Raw genomic sequence first — 14,541 nt, forward strand, 5'->3', positions numbered from 1 at the left:
CGGAGACGGCAGGGCTCACCCGGAACATCACCCGTCGGGGCGCACGACCTCGCCGATCCGGCGGCGCGGGCGGGGCGCCGGTAGACTCGAGCCAGTGAGCAGCACCCGAACCGAAGCCGCGTACCTGCGCTCGGTGACGGCGTTCAAGAACCCCACGCTGGACCTGCTGCACGGGCGCTTCGCCCCCTTCGTCGTGGCCGTGCTCTCGGTGGTCTTCACCCCCGACCGCGCGGCGGTCACCGTCGCCGACGCGCACGTCGAGGTGGCCGAGGCCATCGACGAGCTGCGCGCGGCGGGCTACGACACCGACGACGACCGCCGCATCCCCGCGGGGTCGGCGCGCGAGATCTGTCGCGGCTGGGTGCGCGTGGGCTGGCTCGGCCTGCAGATCGAGGACGACGTCGAGGTGTACCGCCTCTCGGCGCACGCCGTGGGCGCTCTCGAGATCGCCGGTCGGGCCGGCGGCGGCCGCGCCCGTGTCTCCCGCTCGCGCGTGCGCACGCTTCTCGACGCGGTCGAGCGCCTCGCCCGCGACGCCGAGAGCGACCCCGCCCGACGCCGCGAGGCACTTCTCGAGGAGCGGGCGGCCCTCGATGCCGAGATCGCCGCGCTGGAGGAGGGCGTCGTCGAGCCCCTCGACGACGACCACCTGCTCGAAGAGGCCGAGAACGTCATCCACCTCGCGCGCGAGTTGCCCGCGGACTTCTCGCGCGTGGCGGAGTCGATCGCCGCGATGCAGCGCGACGTCGTCGCCGAGCTCCGCCGCGACGTGCGTCCCACCGGCGAGGTGCTGCGCGAGTATCTCGAGCGCGGGCGTCAGGTGATGCAGGCCACCCCCGAGGGTCGAGCCTTCCAGGGCGCGCTGCGTCTGATCGGCGACCCCGAGAACATCGACGACCTCACCGACCAGCTGCACGCCGTGCTCACCCAGCCCTTCTCGCGGCTGATGACCCCCGACCAGCGGGCCGAGCTCGACGCCATCGCCCGGCGCGTCGAAGCCGGCGTGCAAGAGGTGCTCACCGCCCAGCGGCGGGCCTCGCACGTCATCACCGCGCAGGTGCGCACGCACGATCCCATCCGCGATCGCCAGGTCGACGACCTGCTGCGCGGCGTGATGGCGGGGCTCCACCGCTGGAGCCAGACCAAGACCCCCGGTCGCGTCGAGCCCGTGCGCACGCTCCCGCTCGCCGACATCGGGCACCTGCGCCAGTCGCTCAGCGACGTGCGTCCGGCCGGGGCGCCGGCGCCGTTGGCATCGGCAGACGTCGAGGCCGAGTTCGTCGACGCCGACACCCGCGCCTGGGGCGGCCCGCACTACGCCGAGCTCGAGGCGTACGTCGCCACGCTCGGCGACGGATTCGATCTGGCGACCGCCTTCTCGGGCGGCTCCGCCGACACCCGCCGCCCGGTAGACCTGGTCGGTCTGCTCGAGATCGTGCATCGCGGGGGGCTCACCGAGACCGACGACGTCTCGATCGTCGAGGCCGTACGCCCCGACGGCACCACCCGGCGCTTCGCCTTCGGGGCGGTCAGAGCGAACAGCTTGCGAGAAAGGGATGCCGATGACTGACGAGGACGTGTTCGCACCCTCCCGCGCGCGCCACGGCGCCGACGCCGCCGCTTCCTCGACGACGGCACCATCGCCGGATGCCGAGGTCTCCCCCGGCGGCACCGAGTCCTCCGCCTTCATCGCCCCGGTCGCGATGGAGAACGACCCCGACGCGCTGTTCCCGGGCGATCGCGGCATCCTGGACTCCGAGGTGCGGCGCGTGCTCGTGCGCATCCTGCAGCGCCGGTTCCTGAGCGCCGAGAACTCCCCCGCCGAGTGGAAGCTGCTGCTCGAGCACCAGCAGATGATCGAGTCGCGTCTGAACGATCTGTTCGTGCGGCTCGTCGTCGACCACGCGCGGGGCGTCGCGTACAAGGAGCAGGTGCGCAGCGACGAGATCGACGTGCCCATCCTGCTGAAGGACGAGGCGTACTCGCGCGCCGAGACGCTCGTGCTCGTGTACCTGCGGACGGTGTTCCAGCGCGAGACGACCGCCGGCACCGCGTCGGCGCGCGTCGACGTCGAAGAGGTCGAGCAGACCGTGCTGACGTATTTCGCCGAGACCGACGGCACGCGCGCCAGTCAGCAGCGGGCCGTGCGCACCGCGATCGCGCGACTGGACCGCGAGGGAATCATCGAGGAGGAGTCCGAGGGGCGGTACCGCATCGGACCGCTCATCGAGGTCGTGCTCAGCGCCGAGACGCTCCGCGAGCTGCAGCTCTGGTTGGAGGAGCAGACGCGGGATGCCGACAGCTCACGCGAGGGCGGGGTCGTGACATCGGCTTCCGACGAGCACACACAGGATGCCGGGAGCTCACACGAGGGCGGCGTCTTGGCATCCGCCCTCGACGAGCACACACAGGATGCCGAGGCTGCCGGTGACCGCGAGGTCGCGGCATCCGGAACGTTCGAGGGAGACCCCCGATGACCATGCTCGAGACCCTGTTCGGCCTGATTCCCGCCGCCTCGCGCGGACAGCAGTGGGTGGCCGAAGACCTGCAGCTCGTCAACTGGGGCGGCTACGACGGGACGCATCGCGTGCGCTTCGCCCCCACCGCGACGCTGCTCTGCGGCGGGTCGGGTTCGGGCAAGTCGACGCTGATGGACGCGTACGTCGCGCTCATGATGCCGCACACCACCCCGTTCAACGGCGCCTCCAACGGAGCGGTGGTGGGGCGCCCGCGCGGGCAGGAGCAGCGCAACATCCTCTCGTACGGCCGCGGCAAGCTCGATGAGTCGCGCACCGACGAGGGCACGAAGATCCGGGTGCTGCGCGGCGACGGCGTCGACACGTGGACCGCGATCGCGATGACCTGGGCCGACCACGACGGCGCCCGCTTCACCGCGGTGCGCGCCTGGTACATCCCCGCCGCCGCCCGCACGCTCGACGACGCCGTCAAGGTGCGCGCCACCGTGCACGGCGCGTTCGACCTGCGCGACCTGGAGCGGGCGGCGCAGCAGCACCTGTCCGACGCGGCGGTGCGGGCGACCGGACTCGACACCCTCGCCACCGACCGCGAGTTCTCGGCCCGGCTGCACGGCGTGCTCGGCATCGGCGCGGCGGGGGCGGGCACGAAGGCGATGAGCCTGCTCGCGCGCATCCAAGCCGGGCAGCAGATCACCACCGTCGACGACCTCTACAAGCGCATGGTGCTCGAAGAGCCCGAGACCCTCACCGTCGCCGACGCCGTCGTGTCGCACTTCGACGGGCTCGAGTCGACGCGCACGCGCATGCTCGAGGCGCGCCAACAGGTGCGGGCGCTGCAGCCCATCCGCGCGATGAAGACGCGCATCGACGAGGCCGCCGAACGTCTGCGGCTGATCGACGCGCTCGGACGCTTCACCGACCCCGACTCGCGCGCCTCGCTCTGGCGGGCGCAGCGCCGGGTCGATCTGCTCGGCGCGGTCGAAGCGGAGCTGCGCGACCGCACGCACGCCACCGACGCGCTCGTGCGCGAACGCCAGGCCCTCGCCGACGCCGCCGAAGCCGAGCGCGAAGGCCTCGGCGACGTGCTGCGCGCGGCCGGGGGCGATCGGCTCGACGCCGCCCAGCGCGAGCTCCGCACTCTCGAGCGGCGCCTGGCCGGCATGCAGCGCGACCGGGAGCGCTTCGACGCGGCGCTCGCGGTGCTGCAGACCGAGGTGTCGGCCGAGAAGCAGTTCGCCGCCCTCGCGGACGACGCGCGCCGCACCCTCGGTGACGCGGATGCCAAGACGGCCGTGCGCGACGCGTTCGTCGCCGCCAGCAGCACCCACACCGACCTACGCCAGCAGCTCGCCGCCCTCGAGGCCGAGCACCGCCGCACGCAGACCCGCGACGACAACATCCCGCCCCGTCTGCACGAGGCCCGCGAGGCCCTGGCCGAGGCCGCCGGTCTGACCGCCGCCGAGCTGCCCTTCGTCGCCGAGCTCGTGGACGTGCGCACCGAGTACGAGCCGTGGCGCGGGGCCTTCACCCTCGCCCTCGGGGGGTTCGCGACGACCCTTCTCGTGGATGCCGCGCACCTGGCATCGTTCCGCGCGGCGATCGACGGCGTCCGGCTGTCGGAGCGTCTACGGTTCGAGGGCGTGTCGACCGGGCTCCCCGAACGCGGCGGGTTGGATCCGGCGACCCTTCCCGGGCGTCTGGAATTCCGCGCCTCGCCCTTCACCGGGTGGCTGCAGGACCGGCTCGAGCAGCAGTTCGCGTTCGTCTGCGTGGATGCCGCGTCGGAGTTGTCGCGGCACCGCCTGGCGCTCACCATCTCGGGGCAGACGAGCCAGGGTGCACGCGGCGCGCACGGGGGGTCGATCCGTCAGAGCGTGCTCGGGTTCTCGTCGCGCGTGCGGTTGACCGAGCTCGGCGAGCAGATCGTCACCGCGCGCCGCGCCCTCACGGCCGCCAAAGCCACGGTCGACGAGGCCTCCACCGCCCTCGACGCGTTCGACGAGCGGCGCAGCGCCCTCGAGAAGATCGCCGACCTGTCGTGGGACCAGGTGGACGTGGCATCCGTTCAGCGCGATCTGGACCGCTGGAACGAGACGATCGCCGAGATCACCGCCGGCAATCCCCGCATCGCCGAGCTGCAGGAGCAGATCTCGGGCACCCGTGCCCGGGCCGGCCGCCTGCGCGAAGAGATCGGCGGGGCCAAGACCGAACAGCAGGCGATGGCCGCGCGCTGGGCCGAGATCACCGACGACGTCGACGCGGCGCAGATGCTCATCGAACGCGCGGAGGATTCCGAGACCGCCCTCTCGCCCGACGAGGTCGACTACCTCGACGCGCTGTTCGTGGCACCGGGAGCGTCGGACGCGACGCCGTCGCAGCTCCTGGCGAGCTTCGATGCCGCCCTCGAATCCGCCTCCCGACGGTTGCTCGAGGAACAGCGGTCGGCGCAGGAGACGTGGGGCGACCAGCGCGAGAGCCTGCGGCGCACGCTCATCGCGTTCACCGACCGGTGGCCGAGTCCGAACCTGCTCGCCGACCCCGACGAGTCGCTCGGCGACTTCGAGCGGATCCTCGCCGACCTCGAAGCGAGTGGCCTGCACGAGCTGGAAGCGGAGTGGCGCGACAGCCTGCTGCGCCTGTCGGGCAACGACCTGACGAGCCTCGACTCGGCGCTGACGCGGGCACTGCGCGACATCCGGGAGCGGATCGCACCGATCAACGACATCATGCAGGACCTGCCGTTCTACGACGACGAGCACCGCCTGCAGATCGTGCCGCGCGAGGGGCAGTCCGAGGTGCGTCGCCGTTTCCGTCGCGAGCTGCGCGACGTGCGTGCGGCGATCGACGCGGCCTCGTCCGACGAGGAACGCGAAGCGGTGTACACCCGCATGGCGCGCCTCATCAACCGCATCCGCTCGACCGCCCCCGACTTCGCCGACCTCGTCGACGTGCGCAACCACGTGCGGGTGAGCGCCGAGCGCTTCCGCGCCGACACCGGCGAGCACGTCGCTCTCTACGACCACATCGGTGAGAAATCCGGCGGGGAGTCGCAGGAGCTCATCGCGTTCATCGTCGGAGCGGCGCTGCGGTACCAGCTCGGGGATGCTGGGGCCGAGCGCCCCCGCTACGCCCCGGTGTTCCTCGACGAGGCGCTGATCAAGGCCGACGCGCACTTCACCAAGCGCGCGATCGGCGCGTGGCGCGGCCTCGGATTCCAGCTCGTCATCGGCGCCCCGAACGACAAGTACAGCGCGATCGAGCCGCACGTCGACGTCGAGTACGACATCTTGAAGGACACGCGGGGGCGGTCGTGGGCGAAGGCGAAGGTGGGGGTCGCGGCGGAGGGGTGAGTTCGCGTTGCGGGCTGAGTGGGCCGGGTGGGCCGTCGCTGCGGAGGGGTGCTTCCGCGCTGCGGGCTCGGCGGGCGGGGTGAGCCGTCGCTGCGGAGACGCGGGGGCCGAGATTCCGGGGCCGAGACTGCGGGGCCGAGACTCCGGGGGCGAGACTGCGGGGCCGAGACACCGGGTCGTGAACGGCCCGGGCGCGTGGGCAAGGGCTTTCTCGGGTGTTCGTCAGCCGTCCCGAGGCACCGCACGCAGCAGCTGTTCGAAAGAGTCCGCAGCTGGCATCCACCGGTCTTCGCCGCCGAGGTAGACCCGCACGGCTCCCGTGGATTCGCGGCCGACGTGGAGCAAGAACAGGTTGCCCCCGGGATCGTGTGCGAACGGCATCCACTCGTCGAACGCGTCGCCGCCGCCTTGGCGAAGGTCCGCCCACAGCCGTTCAATCGGGAGCGCTCCGTGCTTGACCGCCGTGAAGCCGTGCAACATACCGGACTCAGCGAGAGGCCACCCGCCGTTGTGCCGCAGATAGAACGCGCGGAATGCCCGTGGCAACGCGCATCCGACGAGTTGCTCCAGCTCGTCGAGATCCTCCGCCCCCACCGGCAAGGCGGAGCCCTCCCAGTCTTCCGAGAACCACGGGAGGTCGGCCCAGGTTGGCAGATCGTCCACGCCGCTCACGCGGAGAATCATGTCACAGGCCAACCACGACGGGAGGGCCGACGGCTTCGATCCTGCCCCGGCGTTGCCTCGTCGACCTCGGCGACGGCGTACCCGCTTCGACACGGCTAGAACGGCGGCGGGTCCTCGGCGATCTGGGCGCCGAGCGGCGACGTCCAGCGCAGGTCGCCGGTGTCGGGGTCGCGCGAGGGATTCCACCGAGTCTCGTGACGGATGCGGTGATGATGTCGGCACTCGGGTGCGAGGTTGTCGTCATCGGTGACACCGCCGGCGCTCCACGCGGCCAGGTGATCGAGGTCGCACTCGCGTGCGGGTCGTCCGCATCCCGGGAAGACACAGGTCGGCGAGGTCACGCCCAACCATCGACGCAACGCGGTCGGCACGCGGTAGGTCGACCGATCGAGGGCGAGGGGCACGCCCGTCAGCGGATGCGTGAGGATCCGCACCCACGAGGTGGCCTCGCCGGCGAGACGCCGAGCCGTGTCGAGGTCGATCGGGCCGTACCCGTCGAGACGAGCGGGCTCGTCGCCTGCTCCGAGAAGCGTGAGTGCGGGGACCGTGATGACGATCGACGCGCGACGATCCGGGGGCGCGGAGGGCGTCGGCGGTGACGCTGCGGTCGGCGTGGTGGCAGTCGGCGCGGCGGCAGTAGACACGGCGGCAGTCGGCGGGGCAGCGGCCGGCGGGGCGGCGGCCGGTACCACGGCAGCCGGCACGGCGGCATTCGGCACGGCGGTATTCGGCACGGCGGTATTCGGCGCGGCGGCAGTCGGCACGGCGGTATTCGGCACGGCGAAGGGAGCGCCGTCGCCGGTACGATCACCCGCACTCGCTGGGCGTTCCTCGGCGCGATGGATCGAACCCGACCCCGCGCGGGACCCGGCCCCGCCCGCGGACCGCGTGAGCAAATCCGCGAAAGCATCGGCCCGCAGCTGCGCGAGCGTTCGCTCCTCATCGGGGGCCACCCGCAGGTGACGGGCCGCGCGATCGACGTGCGCGAGGGCATCGTGCGCACGATCCGCGGGGAGCAGAGCGGTCAGCGTGGCCATGCCGTCGAGTTCGGCCGCGAGCCAGACGCCGCGGTCGCGAGCCGCCCGCCGGTGCCGCGTCTGGAGGGACTCGCGGTGCACGCGCTCGCGGAGAGCGCGCGCCGAGACGGAGAACCGCGCGGGCGGAAGCCGGAGAGCGCGGTCGAGGGCACCCTCGTCGAACGCCCGCCAGGATTCATGCTCGCCGGAGGCCGGAGCCGGCCCGCCAGAGGCCGGAGCCTGCTCACCCGAAGCCAGAGCCGGTTCGTCGGCGAGCGTTGCCGTGTCGTCCAGAAGCACGTCGGGGAGCAGCGTCGAGTCGTCGGGACCAGGCGCCGGGCCATCTGCCCCGGTCGGTCCGGTCGGCGGCGACTCGGGCTCGTCGGCCGGCGACGACTCGGGCTCGTTGGGAAGAGACGTCGCCAGCCGCGCCGACTCGACGGCGTGACGCTCCGAGATCGTGCCGTCGACGAAGGCGTTCCAGACCTCGGGGCAACGGCTCTGCAACGTCTCGGCATGGGCGGCTCGCGTGCGCACCGTCTGCTCCGACAGCCGCAGGCGCGTCGCGATCTCGGCGATCACCGCCCGTTCGGCCATGTCACGCCGGTCGCGGCGCACCGCCGCCACGGTGCGCCGCCTAGGGTCGGTCCACGCGAGGTCGAGGGTCGGGTCGGGACCCACCCACGGCTCGGGATCGGCCACCGCCTCGTCGAGCAGCAGTCTCAGGAGGCGGTACTCCGCGGCCGTGGCCCGGTGGCGTTCGCGCACGTGGTGCTCGAGCTCACCGAGAAGGTGCGCGGGAGTGGGGGTGAGGAGCCACGCGCCGTCCTCGTCGGCGGCGTCGGTCGCACCGTCACCGAACGGGTGGGGGTCGACCAAACCCACGTCGATCGCCCACGCCGTGGCGGCGTCGGCGGACAGGTCTTCATCGCTGGGCCACGGCACGCCCCACCCCGAAAAAAACAGCTGTGACCGGCCTTTCGAAGGTGCCATGGTGTCCATGCACCCAATCTAGCGAGGGGGTACGACATCGCCGCGAGCGGCACCTAGGGAGCCCGCGAGCCGGCCCACACCCGCCAGTCGCCACGAACCCACCCCTCCCCGCTGCACCACTCCCCACGAACCCGTCACACCGTCACGAGCACACCCCGCGACACCGCCGTCTGCTCCACGACACCCAACACTTCACCCAGGCGCCGAGCACCCTGCGCCGGGTCGGCGACGACCCGCGACGCGACCGAACGCACGAGCGCGACGACCCGCGCCGAGGGGACGACCGCGTGGCTCCCGGGAGCGGTGCGGGCTCCGGCGACCGAACCGTGCGCGAGCGCCTGGTCTACGGCATCCAGGATCTCGAACAGCCGTTCGTCGTGGCAGCGCTCGTCGTCGACACCGATCCACTCGAGCACCGCGGCAATGGTCCACTGGGGAGTGAATGGACTGGGGATGCGATCAGAGGAAGCGAACGAGAGGGTCATTGGACCAGAATCACCAGGTATGACCCTTCTCGACAGAGCCACTTCCGCCCTGGTGGACCAGCGCACGGCTGTCGTCTCGGCGGAACAGCTGGCGTTGCGTCTCGGCCGCTGGGCGACGACCGACGCGACCCTCTCGGCGAGCCTCGCCGACGGCATCGCCCGGCTCGTGCGCGAGGGGGAACTGCGCGGCGGCGACCGGCTGCCCTCGGAACGCACGCTCGCCGCGACCGTCTCGGTGTCGCGGGGCACGGTCGTCAGCGCTTACGCGCGGCTGTACGACGACGGCATCCTCGATCGCCGCCAGGGCAGCGGCACGCGCGTCGCGGGGACGCCCCCGACGGCCGCGCGTCAGACCGCCGGTCGCGCGGAGGCGCTGTACGCCACCCTGCCGTCGAGCATCGACCTGCTGCGCGCGGTCCCCCCGATCTCGCCGCTCGCCGTCGACATCGTGCAGCGCCACCGGCCCGTGCTCGACGCGAGCACCGTCGAGGGCGACCCCGCGGGCCTCCCCGCCCTGCGCTCCCTCATCGCGCAGCTGATGACCGACGACGGCACCGCCACGACGTCGGCGCAGATCCTGGTCACGCACGGGGCGCAGCAGGCGCTCAGCCTGCTCGTCGACGAGCTGGTCTCCCCCGGCGACACCGTGCTCACCGAAGAGGTGGCCTGGCCCGGCTTCACCGATGCCGTGCGTCGTCGCGGAGGCCAGGTGCACGGCATCCGGCTCACGCCCGACGGCGTCGACATCGACGCGCTCGAGATGGCGATCGTGGTGCGCCGACCCGTTCTGATCGCGCTGAACCCGCACAATCACAACCCCACCGGCGTCCAAACGAGTCTCGCCGTGCGCCGGCGCATCGCGGATCTCGCCGCCGAGCACGGCGTGACGGTGATCGAGGATCGCGTGCTCGCGCACGTGTCGTTCGACGGCGTGACCCCTCCCTCACTGGCGAGCCTGCGCCCCGACGCGCCCATCGTCGTGGTCGAGTCGCTGTCGAAATGGGCGTGGGAAGGCCTGCGGGTCGGGTGGTTGCGGGCGGACCCCGTGCTCGTGCGGCGACTGCGCGGCCTGCGTCAGACCACCGACCTGTCGACCAGCGTCCCCTCGCAGCTGCTGGCGGTCGACCTGATCGCGCAGGCTCCGGTCCTGCGCCGCACCGTGGCCACCGTGCACCGCGAAGCGGCCGACGCCGCGGCGAAGCTGCTCGCCGTCCACCTGCCCGACTGGCGGTTCCGGCCGCCGCGCGGGGGGCTGTGGCTCTGGGCGCAGCTGCCGTCGGGCTCAGCGGCCGGCCTCGCGCGCTACGCCGCGGGGCTGGGCGTGTCGGTGGCAGGGTCCGCGCAGTTCATGTCGGATGTGGATGCCGACGACCACATCCGCATCCCCGTCACCCCGACGCCCGCGGTGCTCGAGGCGGGGATCCAGCGTCTCGGTGAGGCGTGGCGGGGATACGTCGGGAGGGGCTGAATGGGACCGGGCCGGGTCCGCTCAGCGCGACGCGACGCGGCACGGTGCGGTCCGGCGCGATCCTGCGCGGTCGAGCGCCGTACCGGCGCGGCGCATAGTATGAAGTCGTGCCTTCACATCTTCCGGAGCGCCGGGTCGTCCCCACCTCGGCCATGCTCGCCGCCCTCGCGGTGCCGTCACGACTCGCGATCCTGTCGCTGCTGCTGTCGGTCGGGCCCCGCACGGCGACCGAATGCGCCGAGGTGGTGGGGGCGACGGCATCCAACTGCTCGTGGCACCTGCGCGAGCTCGCCCGGCTCGGCCTGGTCGAGCGATCGGACGACGACACCGGCGACGCACGCAAGCGGCCCTGGCGTGCGACGATCACGGGCATCGACCTGGACGCCGGCGGCGGGCCCGCCGACGATCTCACCCGCGCCGCGGTGCGCTCGGCGTGGTTCGCCGACACCGACGCGCGCTTCGACGACTTCCTGCGGCACGAGAGCGACCTCCCCGAACCCTGGCGCGAAGCGGCGGTGATCAGCGACTACGCCGTGCTGCTCACCGCCGACGAACTCGCCGACGTCGGCGCACGCATCGACGCGATCGTGCGCCCCTACGTGCGTGCGACCCGGGCCGACGCCCCCGCGGGCAGCGCCGTCGCCTCGATCTCGGTGCGCGGTGTCGTCGACCCGCGCTTCGTCGACCCGGGCTCGGTCGACGCGGGCTCGAGCGGCCGGCGCGCCCGGAACGCGGACGCGATGGGCCCGCGCGCCCGGGACACCGACGCCGCTGGCCCCGGCCCCACCGACACCGACGCCGCCGACCCGCAGACAGGACCCCCGCGCACACCCGACCTCCCCTCCCCCGACGGCCCGACGTGAGCGGCGGCACCTGGCGGTTCCCCGGCGTCGTACGCCTGATGTCGGGGGGCGCGATCGCCGAAACCGCCGATTGGATGCTGCTGGTCGCCCTGCCCCTCTTCGTGCTCGGCGTGACCGGGTCGCCGCTGATCACCTCGATCGTCTTCGTCCTGCAGGCCGTGCTCACGGTGGCGGCTGCCCCGCTCGCGGGCCTGCTCATCGACCGCACAGACCCTTGGCACCTGATGGGCGGGACCGCGGCGCTGCAGGTGATCGCCGTGCTCCCCCTGCTGTTCGTCGACTCGGCCGCCGACCTGTGGATCGTGTCCCTCGTCGCGGTCGTGCAATCGGTGCTCGGGGCGATCATCGAACCCGCGCGGCCGAGCGTGGCCGCCGCTCTCGTGCCCTCGGACCACGTCGCACCCGTGAACCAGCTGCTCGGCATCGGCTCCGGTCTCGCCCGCCTGGTCGGGGCACCGCTCGGCGGTCTGGCGCTGGGGCTCGGCGGAGTCGACGCCCTCGTCGTCGCCACCGCGGGTGCCTACGCCGTGGCATCCGTCGTGCTCTTCGCGCGCGCGAGACGGCGACCGGATGCCGCCTCCCCGGTGAGCGACGACACCGCGGCGCTGCGCACACTCGAGGTCGACGCCGCGGGCGCCCCCGCGCGGGCCACGTTCTTCAGCGAGCTCGGGTCGGGACTCGCGATCGTGGCCGGCGACCGCGTGCTCCGACGTCTCATGCTCGTGGCGGTGCTCATGTCGCTCGCGCAGGGCCTGTTCTCGATCCTCTTCGTGCTCTTCGTCCCCCAGGTGCTGGGCGGCGGTGACGTCGAGATCGGCGTGCTGCGCGGCATCCAGGCGATCGGTGCTCTCGTGGCGGGCGTCGGACTGCTCGGCGTCGTCGGACGCGTCGCACCCGCGCGCCTGGCCACCGCCTCGATCCTCGGATTCGGCGTGCTGTCGCTCCTGATTTGGAACCTGCCGGCGCTGACGACGTGGTTCCCGCTGTACGTCGCCCTGTTCGCGCTGGTCGGGGCCCCGGGCCTGCTCGCCATGACCGCGATGCTGACGATCGTCGACCGCGAGACGCCCGCCGGTCATCGCGGGCGGGTCACCAGCCTGCTGTTCGCCGCGCTGACCGCGCTGCAGGCGGTGGGCACCCTGGTCGGCGGGTTCATCGGCACGGGACCGGCGTTCACCGTCTCGCTGCAGGTGCAGGGGGCGCTGTATCTGGTGGCCGGCCTCGTCGCGCTGACGTTGGGGCGACACGGATCCGCCTGACCCTCGGGAATGTCCGGGCCCCTCTCTACGCTGTGTGGTGAGGGCGCAGGGAAGGCGGTTGGCATGCAGGGACTCGAAGTCACGGTTCTGCTCGGACTCGCGATGCTGGTGGGCACGGTGCTCGCGCCGCGGCTGCGGGTGGCGACGCCGCTCGTGCTGCTGGTGATCGGCCTGGCGCTGGGCTTCATCCCCGAGCTCCGCGCGATCGAGCTGCCGCCCGAGACGGTGCTGCTGCTGTTCCTTCCGGTCATGCTCTTCCGCGAGGCGTGGACCACGTCGCTGCGCTCTGTCCGCCGGTCGCTGCGCTACATCATCCCGATGAGCACGCTCCTCGTCGTCGCCTCGGCGTTCGCCGTCGCCGGTGTCGCGACCTGGATGGGCGTGCCGTGGGAGGCCGCCCTCGTCATCGGAGCCGCCGTCGCCCCGCCCGACGCCACCGCGGTCGCCGCCCTCGGTCGACTGCTGCCCGCCAAGACCTTCATGAAGCTCAAGGCCGAGAGTCTCACCAACGACGGCACGGCGCTCGTGCTCTACGCCATCGCGGTGTCGCTGCTGCTCGGCGGGCAGGTCACGCCGTGGTCGATCACGGGCATGGTGCTGCTGTCGTACGTGGGAGGTGCGGCCGCGGGCATCGCGGTGGCCGCGCTCGCGTACGTCGCCCTGCGTCGCATGCAGTCGACGCTCACGATCAACCTCACCCTGCTGCTCGTGCCGTTCCTCGCCTTCCTCATCGCCGAACTGATCGAGGCGTCGGGCGTGCTCGCCGTCGTGTTCGCGGGGTTGATCGTGGCCTGGGTCTCGCCGCGCATCACCACGGCGATGTCGCGAAGAGCAGCCGACGCCACCTGGCCCTTCGGCGTGTACCTGCTGAACGGGGCGTTGTTCGTGCTCATCGGCCTCGAGGTACAGCTCGTACTGCACGAGATCTCGCCGTCCGAGATCGGGATGCTGCTGCTGATCACGGTGGCCGCGTGGGTGGTGCTGTTCGTCGTGCGCTACCTGTTCCAGTGGCTCTTCTCGCCGTTCTCGCGGCCGCCCGCGGGGTCGTCGCGGTCGCTCCGGCACCGCTCCCGGGTGGTGAGCACGGTCGCCGGGTTCCGCGGCGCCGTCTCGCTCGCCATCGCCCTGTCGGTGCCGATCACGACCGCGAGCGGCGAGCCCGTCGCCGGCCGCGACGCCGTGGTCTTCGTCACCGCGGGCGTCATCGTGCTCACGCTGCTCGTGCAGGGGCCGCTGCTGCCGGCCGTCATCCGCTGGGCGAAGCTCCCCAACGACGACGCCGCGATCGAAGAGTACGAACTCGCCGAACGCGCGATCTCGGGCGCCGCGCTGGCGGCACTCGACGACCTCGCCGTCGAACACGGCATCAGCGACCGGGTGCGCGACCGTGCCCGACGCGAGGGCTACGAGCGCCTCGAACTCGCCAACGCACGCGCCGTGGCCCGCCAACGCGCGATCGAGGAACGCGACCTGGCCGAGCTCGACGCTTCGCTCGACGACGACGCCGGCGAGTCCTCGACGATGGGCCCCGTCCCGCCCGAGGCGACGGACGAGGGCCGCCCGCGACGCCGGCTTCCCGCGCCCCCCGACGGCACCAACGGCGGCACGGGCGGAGCCGACGCCGCCGGAATGGACACCGGCGACGCCGCCGCGCGGCTCGCCGCCGGCCCGCTCGAGATGATCGCCGTCAGCGACGACATCGACGTGACGCAGCGTTCCCCGCTGCTGCGCCACAAAGAGGCCGTGCGACTGCGTCTGGCGGTGCTCGACCGCAAGCGCGAGGTGCTGCTGCGGCTGCGCCGCGAGGGGACGATCGACGACCTCGTCGCGCGCAAGATCCTCGCCGGGCTCGACCTCGACGAGATCCGCGCGCGCGGAATCGAGAAGTCGAACGACTGAGCGGGCGGCACCCGACGGCTCGACCGGGCTCTCCGCCACGCGGTGAC

The 14,541-nt window shown here is 72.6% G+C and carries 10 protein-coding genes; 7 read left to right on the forward strand and 3 right to left on the reverse strand.

Annotated elements, in window-relative coordinates; all coding sequences use genetic code 11:
* Positions 1-94 precede the first annotated feature (94 nt).
* Genes IFU40_RS09135 through IFU40_RS09145 form a run of 3 tightly spaced genes read left to right on the forward strand, consistent with a single transcriptional unit; the run spans position 95 to position 5,827 of the window.
* A complete protein-coding gene (locus IFU40_RS09135) occupies positions 95-1,570 on the forward strand; it encodes a DUF3375 family protein (RefSeq protein WP_191926127.1) in 1,476 nt (491 codons plus the stop codon).
* Positions 1,563-2,477, forward strand: a complete 915-nt coding sequence (locus tag IFU40_RS09140) for a DUF4194 domain-containing protein (protein ID WP_446724823.1) — start codon at positions 1,563-1,565, stop codon at positions 2,475-2,477. Before IFU40_RS09135 ends, IFU40_RS09140 begins: the two co-directional genes overlap by 8 nt.
* A complete protein-coding gene (locus tag IFU40_RS09145) occupies positions 2,474-5,827 on the forward strand; it encodes an ATP-binding protein (RefSeq protein ID WP_191926128.1) in 3,354 nt (1,117 codons plus the stop codon). Before IFU40_RS09140 ends, IFU40_RS09145 begins: the two co-directional genes overlap by 4 nt.
* A gap of 222 nt (positions 5,828-6,049) precedes the next feature.
* On the opposite strand, the gene IFU40_RS09150 is transcribed toward IFU40_RS09145, so the two are convergent.
* From IFU40_RS09150 to IFU40_RS09160, 3 genes are all read right to left on the reverse strand, one after another.
* Complete coding sequence (locus IFU40_RS09150) at positions 6,050-6,499, reverse strand: SMI1/KNR4 family protein (protein WP_191926129.1); 450 nt, start codon at positions 6,497-6,499, stop codon at positions 6,050-6,052.
* A 107-nt stretch (positions 6,500-6,606) separates the two neighbouring features.
* Entirely contained in the window at positions 6,607-8,472 is a 1,866-nt protein-coding gene (locus tag IFU40_RS09155) for an HNH endonuclease signature motif containing protein (protein WP_342343508.1), read from the reverse strand.
* A gap of 182 nt (positions 8,473-8,654) precedes the next feature.
* The gene (locus IFU40_RS09160) at positions 8,655-9,005 is read right to left on the reverse strand and encodes a hypothetical protein (protein WP_191926131.1); all 351 of its coding nucleotides are present in this window, start codon (positions 9,003-9,005) and stop codon (positions 8,655-8,657) included.
* A 19-nt stretch (positions 9,006-9,024) separates the two neighbouring features.
* Between IFU40_RS09160 and IFU40_RS09165 the strand changes: the two genes are divergently transcribed.
* The 4 genes from IFU40_RS09165 to IFU40_RS09180 all read left to right on the forward strand — a co-directional run bounded on the left by IFU40_RS09165 (position 9,025) and on the right by IFU40_RS09180 (position 14,494).
* Positions 9,025-10,473, forward strand: a complete 1,449-nt coding sequence (locus IFU40_RS09165) for an aminotransferase-like domain-containing protein (RefSeq protein WP_191926132.1) — start codon at positions 9,025-9,027, stop codon at positions 10,471-10,473.
* Between the two features lie 107 nt (positions 10,474-10,580).
* Positions 10,581-11,336, forward strand: a complete 756-nt coding sequence (locus IFU40_RS09170) for a helix-turn-helix domain-containing protein (protein WP_191926133.1) — start codon at positions 10,581-10,583, stop codon at positions 11,334-11,336.
* Complete coding sequence (locus IFU40_RS09175; RefSeq protein WP_191926134.1) at positions 11,333-12,595, forward strand: MFS transporter; 1,263 nt, start codon at positions 11,333-11,335, stop codon at positions 12,593-12,595. The genes IFU40_RS09170 and IFU40_RS09175 overlap by 4 nt, the downstream gene beginning before the upstream one ends.
* Positions 12,596-12,658: 63 nt before the next feature.
* Positions 12,659-14,494 carry a Na+/H+ antiporter gene (locus IFU40_RS09180; RefSeq protein ID WP_191926135.1) on the forward strand — a complete coding sequence of 612 codons (1,836 nt, stop codon included), beginning with the start codon at positions 12,659-12,661 and terminating at the stop codon, positions 14,492-14,494.
* Positions 14,495-14,541: the final 47 nt, after the last annotated feature.

This window comes from Microbacterium sp. CFBP 13617 (genome assembly GCF_014839445.1).
GTDB lineage: Bacteria > Actinomycetota > Actinomycetes > Actinomycetales > Microbacteriaceae > Microbacterium.

Excerpts from the sequence above, each read along its gene's own strand:
- IFU40_RS09140 (WP_446724823.1), top strand. The coding sequence starts at position 1,563 with ATGACTGACGAGGACGTGTTCGCACCCTCCCGCGCGCGCCACGGCGCC.
- IFU40_RS09145 (WP_191926128.1), top strand. The coding sequence starts at position 2,474 with ATGACCATGCTCGAGACCCTGTTCGGCCTGATTCCCGCCGCCTCGCGC.
- IFU40_RS09160 (WP_191926131.1), bottom strand. The coding sequence starts at position 9,005 with ATGACCCTCTCGTTCGCTTCCTCTGATCGCATCCCCAGTCCATTCACT.
- IFU40_RS09165 (WP_191926132.1), top strand. The coding sequence starts at position 9,025 with ATGACCCTTCTCGACAGAGCCACTTCCGCCCTGGTGGACCAGCGCACG.
- IFU40_RS09180 (WP_191926135.1), top strand. The coding sequence starts at position 12,659 with ATGCAGGGACTCGAAGTCACGGTTCTGCTCGGACTCGCGATGCTGGTG.